This is a genomic window from Mesorhizobium sp. P3_A10, assembly GCF_056403175.1.
In genome coordinates this window covers 1,315,051-1,331,139 of sequence record NZ_JBFUFZ010000001.1, presented here as the reverse complement: position 1 = coordinate 1,331,139, position 16,089 = coordinate 1,315,051, and the positions used below count along the sequence as shown (strand labels likewise).

The following is a 16,089-nucleotide window of genomic DNA, read 5'->3' as shown; positions in this document are numbered from 1 at the left end:
GGGACGAAAATGGCAGGACCGGATAAATCAGACGCTGAAAGGTCGGAGGACGTAAAAACCCTCCATAGCATGGGCTATGCCCAGGAACTGGCACGCCGCATGAGCGGCTTCTCCAACTTTGCAATTTCCTTTTCGATCATTTGCATTCTGGCGGGTGGCATCACGTCCTTTCCGCTGGCCATGGCTACAGGCAGTGGCTTCGAGGCGACTGTGGGCTGGATCATTGGCGGCGTCTTTGCGCTTGTGGTGGCTGCGTCCCTTGGCCAGATTGGCTCGGCCTATCCGACGGCCGGGGGTCTCTACCACTGGTCGTCCATTCTTGGCGGGCGGGGCTGGGGCTGGGCCACGGCCTGGATCAATCTGCTCGGCCTGATCTTCGTCGTCGCCTCGGTCAATGTCGGTGTCTATGCACTCTTCAAGGACCTCGTCTGGGCCGGCGTGTTCGGTCACGACGTATCCGCCTGGGGGTATCAGGAGCAGGTGATCGGCGTTGTGATCATTACGGTCGCGCAGGCGCTGATCAACCATTTCGGCATCAAGCTCACCACCTTGCTGACGGATTTCTCGGGCTACCTCATTCTGGTCGTCGCAGTGGTGTTGACGGCGATGTTCCTGATCTGGGGCGCGAGCTGGGATTTCTCGCGGCTCACAACCTTCGTCAACAACACCGGTGATGCCGGCGCCGGTTATGTTCCTACTGCACGGACGGCGCTCGTCGCGTTCCTGATCGGCCTGCTCTACCCACTCTATACGATCACCGGCTTCGATGCCTCCGCCCACACTTCGGAGGAGACCCACAATGCCCGCGTGGCGGTGCCGCGCGGCATGATCCATTCGGTTCTCTGGTCACTGGTCTTCGGCTTGGTCATGGCCGTATCGTTCGTGCTGGCCAGCCCGGATCTGGCGGCTACAGCCAAGGATGGCGCCAATGCGTGGTTCAATCTCTTCAACAATCTGCCGGCACCATTCCTGCTGAAGAGCATCATTGCCATCGCCATCGTGCTGGCGAACTTCATCTGTGCGCTGGCAGGGCTCACGTCGACTTCGCGTATGATCTTTGCCTTTGCGCGTGACGGCGGCCTGCCCGGCTCGTCGGTGTGGAAGACCGTGAGCCCGACATGGCGTACGCCGGTGGCGGCGATCTGGCTCGGGGCGGTGCTCGCAGTCGCAGCGACATTGTACTCGCCGGCTTTTGCCGCATTGGCCGCCGGCTGTGCACTGTTCCTCTATGTGTCCTACGCCATGCCAGTGGCGGCCGGCCTGCTTGCGGAGGGCAAGAGCTGGACCGAATTCGGTCCATTCCGTCTCGGCATCTGGTCCAAGCCGTTCGCCATCATCACGGTGCTTGGTGTTCTGGTGCTGATGTATGCCGGCATCCAGCCGCCGTTCGACATCCTGATCAACTATGCCATCGGCCTGATCATCCTGCTCGCGGTTCTGTGGTTCGGCATCGAATCGCGCCGCTTCAAGGGCCCGCCGATCGGCGCCGACATTGCTCGCCGCGCGGCGGAGATCGCGGCCGCAGAAAAAGCCGTCGGCCAGACGGTGTAACGCAAACACACAATCGCCCGATCGGCCGAGGTCGATCGGGCGTCTAACAAAAATCAGGGGAATTCCAACATGACAACACCGGGTTATTCAGACGTTGACAAGGCGGAGGACGTAAAGGCCCTCCACAGCATGGGCTACGCCCAGGAACTGGAGCGGCGGCTGAGCCGCTTTTCGAATTTCGCCGTTTCCTTCTCGATCATCTGCATCCTGTCCGGCGGTATCAACTCGCTGGCGCAGGCAACGTCGGGAGCCGGCGGCATCGGCATCGGTATTGGCTGGCTAGTCGGCTGCTTCGTCTCGCTGACCTTCGCGGTCGCCATGTCGCAGATCAGCTCGGCCTATCCGACGGCCGGCGGCCTCTATCACTGGGGTTCGATCCTCGGCAATCGCGGCACCGGCTGGGTGACGGCATGGCTCAATCTGCTTGGCCTGATCACCGTGCTCGGCGCCATCAATGTCGGCACCTGGACGTTCTTCATTGGCGCGTTTGGACCGGCGCTCGGAATTGAAGGCTCGCTGCTCAACCAGATGATCTTCCTGGTCATCATCACCGGCGCCCAGGCATTGATCAACCATCTCGGCATCAAGCTGACTGCAAAACTGACCGACTTTTCGGGCTACCTGATCTTCTTTGGCTCGATCCTGATCGCGGTTGTCTGCCTGGCCTCCGCCGAGACCTGGGATTTCAGCCGTCTCTTCACGTTCAAGAACTATTCCGGCGAGGCCGGCGCCAGTGTCTGGCCGTCAGTGTCGAACGCCTGGGTGTTCGCGCTCGGCCTGCTGCTGCCGATCTACACGATCACGGGTTACGACGCTTCGGCGCACACCTCCGAGGAAACCATCAAGGCGGCCAGTTCCGTGCCGCGCGCAATGGTGATGTCGGTGATCTGGTCGGCAGTCTTCGGCTATTTGTTCCTCGCAGCCTTCATCCTGATGATCCCGAACATGGACGATGCCGCCAAGCAGGGCTGGAACGTGTTCTTCTGGGCTTTCGACCAGCGTGTCGGCACGGGGCTCAAGGAGTTCGTCTACCTCGTGGTGTTCATTGCCCAGCTGCTGTGCGGCCTCGCAACCGTCACCTCGGCCTCGCGCATGATCTTCGCCTTCTCGCGTGACGGCGGCCTGCCAGGCTCCTCGGCACTCGCCAAGGTCAGCCCGACCTATCGCACGCCGGTGGCGGCGATCTGGACGGCGTCGGTGTTGTCGGTGCTGTTCGTCTGGGGCTCGACGCTGGTTTCGGTTGCCGGCACCTCGGCATACACCATCGTCGTGTCCTGCACCGTCATCTTCCTGTTCCTGTCCTTTACCGTGCCGATCGCACTCGGCATGCTGGCCTGGGGCACGCCGAAGTGGGACAAGATGGGCCCGTGGAACATGGGCCGCGCCATCTTCATGCTGTTCGGCGTTCTCTCGATCCTGTCGATGATCCTGATCTTCATCCTCGGCATCCAGCCGCCGAACGACTGGGCGCTGTACATCACCGTCGGTTTCTTCATCCTGACGGCGATCGTGTGGTTTGCCTTCGAGCGCAACCGCTTCCAGGGCCCGCCGCTGGGCGACATCATCGCGGCACGCCAGGCGGCGATCAAAGCGGCGGAACAGGCGGTCGGCGAAACCGGCCACTGACGTCAACCATCACGGCCATGGCCGGCCTCGCGCCGGCCATGGTCTCGTTTATCCCTTTCAAACGACCAAGCGCTGGAGTGCCAAAAGAATGGCCGGAAATTTCTCGTTCGATCAATTGAAGAAAGCGGTCTCCAGCGGTGAGATCGACACGGTGCTGGCCTGCATCGTCGACCTGCAGGGCCGGCTCGCGGGAAAACGTTTCCTGGCGCAGTATTTCGTCGACTCCGCCCATGACGGGACACATGGCTGCAACTATCTGCTGGCGGCCGACATCGATATGGAGCCGGTTCCGGGCTACAAGGCGGCGAGCTGGTCGAAGGGCTATGGCGACTTCGTCATGAAGCCGGATCTGGCGACATTGCGGCGCATTCCGTGGCTGGAAAAGACAGCGCTGGTGATCTGCGACGTGCTCGACCATCACACGCATGACGACCTGCCGCATTCGCCACGCGCTATCCTAAGGAAACAGGTCAAGCGGCTCAAGGAGCGCGGCTATATCGGCTATTTCGCTTCGGAGCTTGAATTCTATCTGTTCAACGAGACCTACGATTCAGCCCGCAAGAAACATTGGCAGGGCCTCGACACCGCCTCGCCCTATATCGGCGACTACCAGATCGGCATCACCACCAAGGAAGAAGGCGTCATGCGCCGGCTTCGCAACGAGATGGATGCCGCCGGCATTCCGATCGAGAACTCCAAGGGCGAATGGGGGCCGGGCCAGGAAGAGATCAACGTGCGCTATGCTGAGGCGCTCGACATGGCCGACCGCCACGTCATCCTGAAGAATGGCGCCAAGGAGATTGCCGAGTCCGAGGGCAAGTCGATTTCCTTCATGTCGAAGTACAATTACGGGCTGGCCGGCAATTCCAGCCATATCCACAATTCGCTGTGGAGCGCCGACGGCAAGACGCCTTTGTTCTTTGACAAGAAGGCCGACTGGACACTGTCGACACTCGGCCAGCAATGGGCAGCCGGCCAGCTCAAATACGCCAAGGAATTCACCTGGTTCCTGGCGCCCTACATCAACTCCTACAAGCGCTTCCAGGCCGGCACTTTCGCGCCGACCAAGATCATGTGGAGCGAGGACAACCGCACCGCCGGCTTCCGCCTGTGCGGCGAGGGCACCAAGGGCATCCGCATGGAGTGCCGCATCGGTGGCGCGGATCTCAATCCCTATCTCGCTTTCGCAGCGCTGATCGCCGCTGGCCTTGCCGGCATCGATGAGAAGCTGGAACTGCAAAAGCCCTTCGTCGGCGATGCCTATCAGGCGTCGCGCCTGCCGGAGATCCCGAAGACGCTGCGCGACGCCACCGAGACGCTGGCCAAGTCGAAGATGCTCAAGCAGGCACTCGGCGAGGACGTGCTCGAACACTATGTCCACACCGCGAAGTGGGAGCAGTTCGAATACGACCGCCGGATTACGGATTGGGAACTGCACAGGGGCTTCGAGCGGTACTAAGCTGGCCCCGAACGCCCTTGCCCTCTCGCCGTGAACACCGGGGCGCGGACGCTGGAGCTTCGCTCTTCTCCCCGTCCCTATACGGGGAGAAGGTGCCGGCAGGCGGATGAAGGGCCAAACCATATGATTTTCGATTGCTACAAAGTGCGAGGACTTAAAGAATGACCGAAACGGTCAAACTCAAATCACCCATCGATGGTTCGATCTACGCCGAACGGCCGATCGCCACCGACCAGGCCATCAACGCCGCGGTCGAGCGGGCCAAGGCAGCGCAGGAGAAATGGGCGCTGACCCCGATCGTCGAGCGCGGCAAGTACATGCTGGCCATGCTTGAAGCGCTGGTCGCGATGACCGACGAGATCGTGCCGGAGATCGCCTGGCAGATGGGCCGCCCGGTGCGCTATGGCGGAGAGTTCGGCGGCGTCAAGGAACGCACCAACTACATGGTCGAGATCGCCGAAGCCGCTCTCAAGCCGGTCCTGGCCTCCAACCCGAAGGACGGCTTCCGCCGCTATGTGAAGAAGGTGCCACTCGGCGTCGTCATGGTGATCGCGCCGTGGAACTATCCGTATCTGACCGCGGTCAACACCATTGTGCCGGCATTGATGGCTGGCAGCGCCGTCATCCTCAAGCATGCGGCGCAGACGCTCTTGGTCGGCGAACGGTTTCAGCAGGCTTTCGACAAGGCCGGTCTGCCCAAGGGGCTGTTCCAGAACATCGTGCTGAACCACAGCCAGACCGAAAGGCTGCTCGGCTCGGGCAAGATCGACCATGTCAATTTCACCGGCTCGGTCGGCGGCGGCCGCGCCATCGAGAAGGCCGCGGCCGGCACGTTCATGAGCCTCGGCCTCGAGCTTGGCGGCAAGGACCCGGCCTATGTGCTGCCCGACGCCAAGTTGGACCACGCGGTTGCCAATCTGGTCGACGGCGCCTTCTTCAATTCCGGCCAGTGCTGCTGCGGCATCGAGCGCGTCTATGTGCACGAGAAGGTCTATGACGAGTTTGTCGAAGGCTTCATCGCCGAGACGAAGAACTATGTCGTCGGCAACCCGCTCGACCAGGCAACCACGATGGGGCCGATGGCGCAGGCACGCTTTGCCGATCTGATCCGCGAGCAGAAGGCCGAGGCGCTGCGCAAAGGCGCCAAGGCGCATGTCAACATGAAGGTGGCCAACGACCAGGCAGGCTCGCCCTATCTGGCGCCGGAGGTGCTGACGCAAGTCGACCACCAGATGAGCGTCATGCGCGAGGAAAGTTTCGGGCCCATCGTCGGCATCATGAAGGTGCGCAATGACGAGGAGGCGATCGCGCTGATGAACGACAGCCCCTACGGGCTGACGGCCTCGATCTGGACCCGCGATACCGACCATGCGGCGGCGATCGGCGACCGCGTCGAAACCGGCACCGTGTTCATGAACCGCTGCGACTATCTCGATCCGGCGCTGGTCTGGACCGGCGTCAAGGACACCGGCAAAGGAGCGGCCCTGTCGGCCATCGGCTACGACAATCTGACCCGGCCGAAGTCGTTCCACCTGCGTGAAACCATCTGATTTTTTCGAAAGACAAAAATGTCCAAGCTGATCTCGAAATGGAATTTCCCCACCACCGTCCGCTTCGGCGCCGGGCGCATCAAGGAACTGCCCGACGTGCTGGCGGCAACCGGCATCAAGCGGCCGCTGTTCGTCACCGATCCGGGCCTGGCGAAGCTGCCGGTCGTCGCTTCGACCTTGAAAATCCTCGACGACGCCAAGGTGCCCTATGGGGTGTTTTCCGAAGTGAGGCCGAACCCGGTGGAGTCCAACCTCACCGCCGGCATCGCCGTGTTCAAGAAGGGCAAGCACGACGGCGTCATCGCTTTCGGCGGCGGCTCGGCCCTCGATCTCGGCAAGCTGATCGCCTTCCAAGCCGGGCAGACACTGCCGGTCTGGGATTTCGAGGATGTCGGCGACTGGTGGACGCGCGCCAATTCGGATGCGATCGCGCCGATCATCGCGGTGCCGACCACAGCCGGCACCGGCTCCGAGGTCGGCCGCGCCGGTGTCATCACCAACGAAGCGACCCACACCAAGAAGGTGATCTTCCACCCGAAGCTTTTGCCGGCGATCGTCATTGCCGACCCTGAACTGTCGGTCGGCATGCCGGGCTTCATCACCGCCGGCACCGGCATGGACGCGCTTGCCCACTGCCTCGAAGCCTATTGTGCGCCGGGCTATCATCCGATGGCTGACGGCATTGCCGTGGAAGGTGTGCGGCTGGTCTTCGAGAACCTGCCGAAAGCCTATGCCAACGGCAAGGATCTGGTGGCGCGCGCCCACATGATGAGTGCGGCCGCCATGGGCGCCACCGCCTTCCAGAAGGGGCTGGGCGCCATCCATTCGCTGTCGCATCCGATCGGCGCGCTCTACGACACCCACCATGGCATGACCAATGCCGTGTTCATGCCCTATGTGCTGGCCTTCAACCGGGACTCGATTGAAGAGCGGATCGCCCGGCTCGCGGCCTATTGCGGCATCAAGGGCGGGTTCGACGGCTTCGCCAAGGCGGTCATCAAACTGCGCAAGGAGTTGAAGGTGCCGCATGCGCTGCCCGGCCTGATCAAGGGGCTCGACATGGACAAGAAGCGCAAGGGCTTGATCGCCGATATGGCGGTGGTCGATCCGACCGCCGGCGGCAACCCGGTCAAGCTGACCAAGAAGGCGGCGCTGACGCTGCTGGAAAACGCCATCGCCGGCACCGTCTGAGGCGGATTTGGTGCTGGAAAGTGAATTGGAAAACGAGGGGAAAGGAAAGGGGAAGGGGCGAAAGGCAGGCAGAAACTAGTTAGCCGGAAAAATAATCGCGAGGCGATTGCTACCACCGGTTAAAAAGAGTTTACTTTTTCGTACTGCGGGTGCCGGTTTCACAATGCTTTCATCTGGCTGTCACATGAAAACGATACCGCATCGCAGGCGTCCAACGGCGTCAGTTCAACGGAGAGAACACATGTTCAAATTCACGGGGAAAGTGCTTTCCCTCTCGGCCGCGACCCTTTTTGCGTCGTCGGCGATTTCGTCCGCAGCTTCGCTGGACGATCTCGTCAAGGCCGCCAAGGCGGAAGGCCAGCTCACGACCATCGCCCTGCCGCATGACTGGTGCGGCTATGGCGCCGTCATCGACGGCTTCAAGGCGAAATATCCTGAGATCACCATCAACGAACTCAACCCCGATGCCGGCTCCGGCGACGAGGTTGAGGCGATCAAGGCCAACAAGGACAACAAGGGCCCGCAGGCGCCTGACGTCATCGACGTTGGCTTGTCCTTCGGTCCGACCGCCAAGGCCGACGGCCTGATCCAGCCCTACAAAGTGTCGACCTGGGACTCGATCCCCGACTCGGCCAAGGATGCCGATGGGTTCTGGACCGGCGACTATTACGGCGTGCTGTCCTTCCTGGTGAACAAGGACCTTGTCAAGGAATCGCCGGCCGACTGGGCTGACCTGCTGAAGCCGGAATTCGCCAACACCGTGGCGCTTGCCGGCGACCCGCGCGCCTCGAACCAGGCCATCCAGGCCGTCTACGCCGCTGGCCTTTCCGGCGGCGCTGCTGCCGGCGAAGCTGCCGGCACCGCTGGCCTTGACTTCTTCAAGAAGCTCAATGCCGCCGGCAATTTCGTGCCGGTCATCGGCAAGCCGGCGACCCTGGCTCAAGGCCAGACGCCGATCCTGGTGACCTGGGATTACAATGCACTTGCCGGCCGCGACACGCTGAAGGGCAATCCGCCCGTCGACGTCGTCGTGCCGAAGACCGGTGTCGTTGCCGGCGTCTACGTGCAGGCGATCAGTGCTTTCGCACCGCATCCGAACGCTGCCAAGCTCTGGCTGGAGTATCTCTACTCCGACGAGGGCCAGATCGGCTGGCTGAAGGGCTATTGCCACCCGATCCGCTTCAACGATCTTGCCAAGAACGGCAAGCTCCCGGCGGACGTGATGGCCAAGCTGCCGCCGGCCGAGGCTTACACCGCTGCGGTGTTCCCGACGCTCGACGAGCAGGGCAAGGCGAAGGAAGCCGTCACCAAGAACTGGGATGCCGTCGTCGGCGCCAACGTCAAGTAAGGCTTCAAGCCAACCGGGCGGCCTCGCGGCCGCCCGGTGTTCATCGGAGACGGTAGCCGGCGCATGACAGATCTCTCGCTTTCCGATCACGCAGTTGCCGGGAAGGCCGCACCCCCCAGCGAGGCGCGCGCATTGCGACTGCCGACGCAATGGCTCGGCGTTGCGCCATTCTTTATCTTCGCCATCATGTTCCTGATCTTGCCCACGCTCTATCTGATGCTGGGCGCATTCCAGAACGATGCCGGCGAATTCACGTTCGAAAACATAGCGGCACTGGCGCAGCCATCGATTGTCGCCGCCTACTGGATCTCGCTCAAGGTCAGCCTTTCCTCGGCGCTGATCGGCGCCTTTGCGGGTCTCGCCATCGCCATAGCCATCGTGCGCGGCGGCCTGCCGGAGTGGATACGCTCGGCAACGCTAACCTTTTCCGGCGTTGCTTCCAATTTCGCGGGCGTACCGCTGGCCTTCGCCTTCCTCGCGACACTTGGACGGCTCGGTCTCGCCACGGTGCTCCTCAACACCGTATTCGGCCTCAACATCTATGCACACGGCTTCAACATCCTGTCGTTCTGGGGCCTGACGCTGACTTATGTCTATTTCCAGATCCCGCTGATGGTGGTCATCATCACGCCGGCGATCGACGGCTTGAAGAAGGAATGGGGCGAGGCCGCCGCGACGCTCGGCGCCACCCAGGCGCAATACTGGCGCATGGTGGTCATCCCGGTGATCTGGCCGAGCTTCCTCGGCACGGTCATCCTGCTCTTCGCCAATGCCTTCGGCGCCATCGCCACCGCTTATGCGCTGACCGGCTCCTCACTCAACATCGTGCCGATCCTGCTCTATGCGCAGATCCGCGGCGACGTGCTGCACAATGCTCATCTCGGCTATGCGATCGCCTTCGGCATGATCGTCATCACCGGGCTGGCCAATGTCTTCTACATCTGGTTCCGGACGCGTTCGGAGAGGTGGCTGAAATGAAGTCCGGCAAATTCTGGGCCTGGGTCGTCTTTGCGCTTGGCGCGGCCTATTTCTTCATTCCGCTGATCGCGACGGTGGAATTCTCCATGCGCATGCGGCGTGGCGAGTATTCCTTCGACGCCTACAAGATCGTGCTGGGCGACGCCCACTTCCAGGCGACGTTCGGCTATTCCGTGGTTGCCGCCATCTTCACCATCATCCTCGGTGTGCTGATCGTGGTTCCCGCCGCCTACTGGATTCGACTGCGCCTGCCGCAACTGAGGCCGATCGTCGAGTTCATCACGCTGTTGCCGCTGGTCATTCCGGCCATCGTGATCGTCTTCGGCTATATCAGGATGTATGGTTCGAATTCGCCGCTGCCGTTCCTGGCGACCGACATGGGTACCAATGCCTTGCTGGTCATCGGCTATGCGATGCTGGCGCTGCCCTACATGTACCGCGCCGTCGATACCGGCCTTCGCACCATTGACGTCAGGACGCTGACGGAAGCGGCGCAGATCCTTGGCGCCGGTTGGGGCACGATCATTGGTCGAGTGATCCTGCCCAATGTGCTGATCGCGGTGTTGTCGGGCGCCTTCCTCACCTTCGCCATCGTCATTGGCGAATTCACCATGGCCAGCCTGCTCAACCGGCCTGCCTTCGGTCCCTATCTGCAGAACGTCGGCGCCAACCGCGCTTATGAGCCTGCGGCGCTTGCCATCATCGCGTTCGCCATTACCTGGGGCTGCATGTCGCTGATCCAGATCCTGTCCCGCTTTGCGCCGAGATCGGCGAACCGCCCAAACTGATCGACAAAGTACTGATCGAAAGAAAAAGCCATGGCCGAACCATTCCTCTCCATCCAGCATGTGCGAAAATCCTTCGGTGCCACCACCGTGGTCGAAGATTTCAATCTTGATGTCGAGCCGGGCGAATTCGTTTCCTTCCTCGGGCCGTCCGGGTGCGGCAAGACCACCGTTCTGCGCATGGTCGCCGGTTTCGAAGAGCCGTCGGCGGGCAAGATCGTCGTTGCCGGCAAGGACATCACGAGGCTGAAGCCAAACCAGCGCAATGTCGGCATGGTGTTCCAGGCCTATGCGCTGTTCCCCAACCTGACGGTGGCGCAGAACATCGGCTTTGGACTCAAGGTCGCCGGCATGCCCAAGGCGGATATCGACAGACGCGTGGCCGAGATGCTCGATATCATCAAGCTGCCGCAGATGGCCGACCGCTATCCCTACCAGCTCTCCGGCGGCCAGCAGCAGCGCATCGCGCTGGCGCGGGCGATCGCGCCGAAGCCGAAGCTGCTTTTGCTCGACGAGCCGCTGTCGGCGCTCGACGCCAAGGTGCGTGTGTCGCTGCGCGAGGAAATCCGCTCGATCCAGAAGAAGCTCGGCATCACCACCATCTTCGTCACCCATGACCAGGAAGAAGCGCTGTCGATCTCCGACCGCATCGCCGTCATGTATGGCGGCAAGGCCGAGCAGGTTGGCACGCCGTTCGAGATTTACAACCGGCCGGCGACCAAGTTCGTCGCCAACTTCGTCGGCACGCTGAACGTGCTCGAAGGCACTGTCACCGACGCAGCGGCGGGCACGGTGCGCGTCAACAGCGAGGAGGTTCTGCTCAAGGGCAAGCTCAACGGCTCCAAGTCAGGCGACACGCTGTCGCTGGCTTTGCGGCCGGAAGCGATTTCGCTCGGCCGTCAGCCCGGCCGCGATTCCAGCCTTTCGGGCGAAATCTCCGAGGTACATTTCCTCGGCTCAGTGATCCGGGTTCGCGTCGGCATCGGTGGCAGCACGGTGTCGCTAGACACCTTCAACAGCCCTGCTGCTCCGCCGCCGGCTGTCGGCGAAAAGGCTGAGATTTCCTTCTCCTCAAGCGACATGCTGGTGCTGCACTAGCAAAAGCAGCATCCTGCGAGAACTGAGGCGGGCTCCTCAAGCCGGCGCAATGAACGGCTGCATCACTGCCTGAAAGACCGGCAGCGCTTCCATCAGCGCGGCATGGGCTTCCAACGCTGGAAAGTCCGTGATCGAAATCAGGCCGGGATGCGCCTCGCTCAGAAAACGCAGCACGGCGGCAACCGCGATGTCGGCGTGGCCGATGCGGTTGCCGAACCAGTAGGGTCGGGGCCTCGTGGCGCGATCGGCTTCCAGGACCGCCAGGGCGTTTTCTATCTGCGTGCGGCAGCGCCCGACCCAGAGGTCGGAGGCTTTTTCGTGCAGCCGCGTTTCGTAAAACAGGCCGACGGCCTTGTCGCCCAGCCCGGTCGCCAGGGCAGATATTTTGAGGGCCTTATGGCGCGCCGGCTCGGCGGTAGGAAACATTCTGCGTTCGGTCGGAACAAGGCCGTCGAGATAGTCGAGCATCAGGTGGCTCTCGATCAGCACCTCGCCATTGTCCAGCACCAGGGTCGGCACCCGCGTCAGCGGATTGTAGGGCCGGATTTTGTCCGCATCGCTGAAACTCGACCACGGGCGATGCTCGAACGGCAGGCCGTACAAGGTCAACGCAATGCCGACACGGCGGACGAAGGGGGAGTCGTACTGGCCTATGAGGATCATGGCCGAGGCTTACAGGCCGGCCGGCGGTATGCATACAGCCAGGCGAGCAGGCCCCGCTGGACAATCAACAGCATCCTGTGTTCCTGCTAACGAAGCTGCCTAGCCGCTAAGATGATGTCATGGCCCTTTTCGAACTCACCCTTGTCCTGCTGCTGATCGCCGTCGCGCTGACGGCGCTGTCGCGGCGGCTAGAGATTCCCTACCCTTCGCTGCTGGCTCTCGCAGGCGCCGGTCTCGCCTTCGTGCCTGGCGCGCCGACCATCGAGATCGACCCGGAACTGGCGCTGGCGCTGTTCATCGCGCCCGTGCTTCTGGATGCCGCCTACGACACGTCGTTGCGCGATCTCAACCGCTATCGGCTGCCGCTCGTGGCCCTGGCGCTCGGGGCCGTCACATTCACCACGGCGATCGTTGCTTTCGTCGGTTGGAAAATGGCCGGGCTGCCGATCGCGGCGGCCATTGCACTCGGCGCCATCGTCGCGCCGCCGGACGCAGTGGCGGCAAGCGCCGTGCTCGGGCAATTCAAGGTGCCGCACCGCATCACCGCGATCCTGCAGGGCGAGAGCCTGCTCAACGATGCCACCGCGCTCCTTATCTACAGGTTGGCGGTTTCGGCAGCGCTCGGCTCGATCATGCTGAGCAACGCCATTCCGACGATCCTGTTGTCAACGATCGGCAGCCTGGTCGCCGGTTATCTGCTTGGCCGCTTCTCATTGCTGACGCTCACCCGTATCGAGGATGCGGCGAGCAGCACGGTAATACAGTTCGCCGGAACGTTCGGCGTCTGGATCCTGGCCGACAGGCTGGGTCTTTCCGCCATCATCACCATCGTCGTCTATGCCATGACCCTCGCGCGCAGGGCGCCGCGCCGCATGTCGGCAAGGAGGCGCGTTAGCACCTATTCGGTGTGGGAGTCGGCGGTCTTCGTGCTCAACGTGCTGGCCTTCGTGCTGATGGGCCTGCAGGCACGGTCAATCGTCGGCCGGCTTGCCGGGGAAGGGCAGGGCGAAGCCTTCGTCTTCGCCGCAACGGTGTTGGCCGTCGTCATCGTGTCTCGCCTCGTCTGGGTGTTGAGCTATGGCGTGATCGTACGATGGTTTGCCCGCTTCGGCAGTGACGACCAAAGGCGAGACGCGCCGTCGTTTCGCGGCGGTGTGCTTGTGGGCTGGTGCGGCATGCGCGGACTGGTGACGCTGGTGGCCGCAATTGCCTTGCCGGCCAACTTCCCGGGCCGCGATCCGATCGTGCTTGCCGCCTTCGCGGTCGTTCTCGGCACGCTGGTGCTGCAAGGCATGACGCTGAAGCCGCTGCTGCGCTGGCTCGCCTTCGATCCGGACACCACAATCGACCGCGAAGTGGCGCAGGCGCGTGTCGCCATCATGCAAGCCGCGCTCAACGTGTTGAGCGGCAAGACCTCGAATGCCGCTGCTGCCGTGCGCGAGCAATATACGGCCCAGCGCACGATCGCCGAAAACCCTGAAAACGCGCAGGCGGCGACGGAATATGACAGGCTGCGCCTCTATGCCATCAACAGCCAGCGCGATGCGCTTGAGGAACTGCGCCGTAACGGAACCATCGGCGACGAAGCCTATCATCGCCTGGAGGAAGAAATCGACTGGACGGAATTGGCGGCCTCGCCGGCAGGACGGTTCCAGCCGCTGACGACGAATTAGGCTGGCCCAAGCTCCGTCCATTCCGCTGCACATTGCAAGCAAATCGCCGAACGGCTACTGCCATCACGAAAATGAGCCGGATAAGCAATGAAGCTGGTCAGCTACAACATCCAGTACGGGTTCGGCAGCGACGGCCGCTATGACCTTGCGCGCGCGGCACGCGTCGTTGCCGGCGCCGACATTATTGCGCTGCAGGAAGTGGAGCGGCACTGGCAGCGGAGCAACGAGGACGATCAGCCGGAAATCCTGTCGCGCCTGCTGCCCGGCTACCACTGGGTCTACGGCCCGGCCTTCGACATGGACGCCAGCGAGCGGCGCGACGGCCGCCTCGTCAACCGGCGCCGGCAATTCGGCACCATGGTGCTGTCGAAGCTGCCGATCGTCTGGTCACGGCTGCACACGCTGCCGCTGCGCCGCACGCTGAGTCCGCTCAACACCCGCAATGCAGCGCTCGAATGCATGATCCGCACGCCCGCCGGTCCGGTGCGTTTTCTGTCGTTGCATCTCGCCCATATCGCCGCCGAGGAGCGACTGGAGCAGATTGACTATCTGCTCGCCCAACATCGCCGGGCGCCGTCCGACGGCGGCCCATGGAGCGGCGTCGACGACGAGCCGGCGCGCAACTGGAGCAATGGCGAGGCCGAGCCGGAGAACCCGCTGGCGGCGATCTGGATGGGTGATTTCAACATGGAGCCGGACAGCGCCGAATACAGGCGCATCGTCGGCAGCACGCCCTATCATCGCGGCGCCGCCTATCTCGACGGGTTCGTCGATGCAGCAGCAATCGCCAGCGAGCCGACGGCGGACTTCCATACTCATGTGAAGATCATCGACGGCAGGCTGACAACACGCCGGCTCGACCATTGCTTCGTCGGCGGCATGTTTGCCGGGCGGGTGCGCTCGGTCGGTGCCGACATCGGCGAAATCGCCTCGGACCATTTCCCTCTGCGCGTCGACATCGATCTGGAAACGCCACTCGCCATGCAGGGCGGATGAGCCGCCAATGAGCTTGTTCGTCTTCTTCGCGGTGCTTGCCGCAGCCGCCATGCATGCGATCTGGAACGCGCTGGTCAAGGTGCATCTCGACCGCTTCCTGTCGATCACGCTGATGACGCTTGGCATGGGCGCTGCGGCGCTGGTGGTGCTGCCTTTCGTCGAGGTGCCGAAGGCTGAAGTGTGGCCCTACATCATCGCCTCGGTCCTTTTCCACATGGGCTACCGGACCTTCCTGATCGGCGCCTACAAGGCCGGCGACTTCGCCCAGACCTATCCGCTGGCGCGCGGCACCGCGCCGCTGCTGGCAGCCCTTGGCGGCATGTTCGTCGTTGCCGAGGTTCCCGGTCCATTCGCCATAGCCGGCATCGTTCTGTTGTCGGCCGGCACGCTGGTGATGTCGTTTCGCGGCGGCGTGCATCTGGAAAAGTTCAACCTGCGCGCCGTCGGCTTTGCGCTCGGTACCTCGATCTTCATTGCCAGCTATACGCTGTCCGACGGCAGCGGCGCGCGGCTGGCCGCCACGGCGCAGAGCTATGCCGCCTGGCTGTTCATCTGCGATGCCTTTGGCGCGCTGGTGCTGTGCCTCATCTTCCGCGGACGCCAGGCGCTGCCGGTGCTGGCACGGGACTGGAAGGCCGGACTGTTCACCGGCGTGCTCAGCGGTGCGGCCTACTGGATCGTGATGTGGGCGATGACCAAGGCGCCGATCGCCTCTGTGGCATCGCTGCGCGAAACCTCGATCCTGTTCGCCATGATGATCTCGGTGTTCGCGCTCGGCGAGAAGATGACGGGCTGGCGCGGTGCTGCCGCGCTCAGCATCGTCGCCGGCGTCATCGCGCTCAGGATGGGTTGATTTCGAGGTCGAACACCATCAGCCCGTCGGTGCCGCCTTCGAGCGCAGCCACCAGTCTTGCACCGGCGCGCTGATGCGCTTCATGCACCAGATAGGCATCGCGCGCGGCGGCATCGCGAAAGTCGATGGTGAAGCCATGCGTGAAACCGCGTGCGAACGGTTCGGGACTGACATTGGCGCTGAATTCGACCTTGTCCATGCCGTCGATCGCCCAGCGCAGCGCCTCGAGATCGGCGTGGATCGCCGCGAGCTCGGCGGCGTCGACATCTCTACGGAATCTGGCGAAGACACAATGCCTGATCATTCTTCTGCCCCTCA

14 protein-coding genes are annotated in these 16,089 nt (G+C 62.7%); 12 read left to right on the top strand and 2 right to left on the bottom strand.

Features of this window, described 5'->3' with window-relative positions; all coding sequences use genetic code 11:
* Positions 1-9: 9 nt before the first annotated feature.
* The 9 genes from AC1DXU_RS06400 to AC1DXU_RS06360 all read left to right on the top strand — a co-directional run bounded on the left by AC1DXU_RS06400 (position 10) and on the right by AC1DXU_RS06360 (position 11,586).
* Positions 10-1,551 carry an amino acid permease gene (locus AC1DXU_RS06400; protein WP_477365738.1) on the top strand — a complete coding sequence of 514 codons (1,542 nt, stop codon included), beginning with the start codon at positions 10-12 and terminating at the stop codon, positions 1,549-1,551.
* Positions 1,552-1,620: 69 nt separating this feature from the next.
* The gene (locus tag AC1DXU_RS06395; protein ID WP_477365735.1) at positions 1,621-3,177 is read left to right on the top strand and encodes an amino acid permease; all 1,557 of its coding nucleotides are present in this window, start codon (positions 1,621-1,623) and stop codon (positions 3,175-3,177) included.
* A gap of 88 nt (positions 3,178-3,265) precedes the next feature.
* Entirely contained in the window at positions 3,266-4,636 is a 1,371-nt protein-coding gene (locus AC1DXU_RS06390; RefSeq protein ID WP_477365732.1) for a glutamine synthetase family protein, read from the top strand.
* Between the two features lie 161 nt (positions 4,637-4,797).
* Positions 4,798-6,186 carry an aldehyde dehydrogenase family protein gene (locus AC1DXU_RS06385; RefSeq protein ID WP_477365729.1) on the top strand — a complete coding sequence of 463 codons (1,389 nt, stop codon included), beginning with the start codon at positions 4,798-4,800 and terminating at the stop codon, positions 6,184-6,186.
* A gap of 18 nt (positions 6,187-6,204) precedes the next feature.
* The gene (locus AC1DXU_RS06380) at positions 6,205-7,377 is read left to right on the top strand and encodes an iron-containing alcohol dehydrogenase (RefSeq protein ID WP_477365726.1); all 1,173 of its coding nucleotides are present in this window, start codon (positions 6,205-6,207) and stop codon (positions 7,375-7,377) included.
* Positions 7,378-7,618: 241 nt separating this feature from the next.
* Positions 7,619-8,725, top strand: a complete 1,107-nt coding sequence (locus AC1DXU_RS06375) for an ABC transporter substrate-binding protein (protein ID WP_477365723.1) — start codon at positions 7,619-7,621, stop codon at positions 8,723-8,725.
* A 63-nt stretch (positions 8,726-8,788) separates the two neighbouring features.
* Positions 8,789-9,703, top strand: coding sequence for an ABC transporter permease (locus AC1DXU_RS06370; protein WP_477365720.1), 915 nt, complete (start codon positions 8,789-8,791; stop codon positions 9,701-9,703).
* Positions 9,700-10,491 carry an ABC transporter permease gene (locus AC1DXU_RS06365; RefSeq protein WP_477248506.1) on the top strand — a complete coding sequence of 264 codons (792 nt, stop codon included), beginning with the start codon at positions 9,700-9,702 and terminating at the stop codon, positions 10,489-10,491. Before AC1DXU_RS06370 ends, AC1DXU_RS06365 begins: the two co-directional genes overlap by 4 nt.
* 30 nt (positions 10,492-10,521) lie before the next feature.
* Complete coding sequence (locus AC1DXU_RS06360) at positions 10,522-11,586, top strand: ABC transporter ATP-binding protein (RefSeq protein WP_477365717.1); 1,065 nt, start codon at positions 10,522-10,524, stop codon at positions 11,584-11,586.
* Positions 11,587-11,622: 36 nt separating this feature from the next.
* On the opposite strand, the gene AC1DXU_RS06355 is transcribed toward AC1DXU_RS06360, so the two are convergent.
* On the bottom strand, positions 11,623-12,249 hold the full coding sequence (locus AC1DXU_RS06355; protein ID WP_477365714.1) for a glutathione S-transferase family protein: 627 nt from the start codon (positions 12,247-12,249) through the stop codon (positions 11,623-11,625).
* Between the two features lie 119 nt (positions 12,250-12,368).
* Here AC1DXU_RS06355 and AC1DXU_RS06350 point away from each other — a divergent pair, with 119 nt between their 5' ends.
* From AC1DXU_RS06350 to AC1DXU_RS06340, 3 genes are all read left to right on the top strand, one after another.
* Positions 12,369-13,922 carry a cation:proton antiporter gene (locus tag AC1DXU_RS06350; protein ID WP_477365711.1) on the top strand — a complete coding sequence of 518 codons (1,554 nt, stop codon included), beginning with the start codon at positions 12,369-12,371 and terminating at the stop codon, positions 13,920-13,922.
* Between the two features lie 87 nt (positions 13,923-14,009).
* The gene (locus tag AC1DXU_RS06345; RefSeq protein WP_477365708.1) at positions 14,010-14,918 is read left to right on the top strand and encodes an endonuclease/exonuclease/phosphatase family protein; all 909 of its coding nucleotides are present in this window, start codon (positions 14,010-14,012) and stop codon (positions 14,916-14,918) included.
* 7 nt (positions 14,919-14,925) lie between these two features.
* Positions 14,926-15,771 carry an EamA family transporter gene (locus tag AC1DXU_RS06340; RefSeq protein WP_477365705.1) on the top strand — a complete coding sequence of 282 codons (846 nt, stop codon included), beginning with the start codon at positions 14,926-14,928 and terminating at the stop codon, positions 15,769-15,771.
* Here AC1DXU_RS06340 and AC1DXU_RS06335 read toward each other — a convergent pair.
* Positions 15,758-16,075: a Dabb family protein gene (locus AC1DXU_RS06335; protein WP_477365702.1), complete on the bottom strand. Its 318-nt coding sequence runs from the start codon at positions 16,073-16,075 to the stop codon at positions 15,758-15,760. The two genes, AC1DXU_RS06340 and AC1DXU_RS06335, sit on opposite strands and share 14 nt — an antisense overlap.
* Positions 16,076-16,089 lie beyond the last annotated feature (14 nt).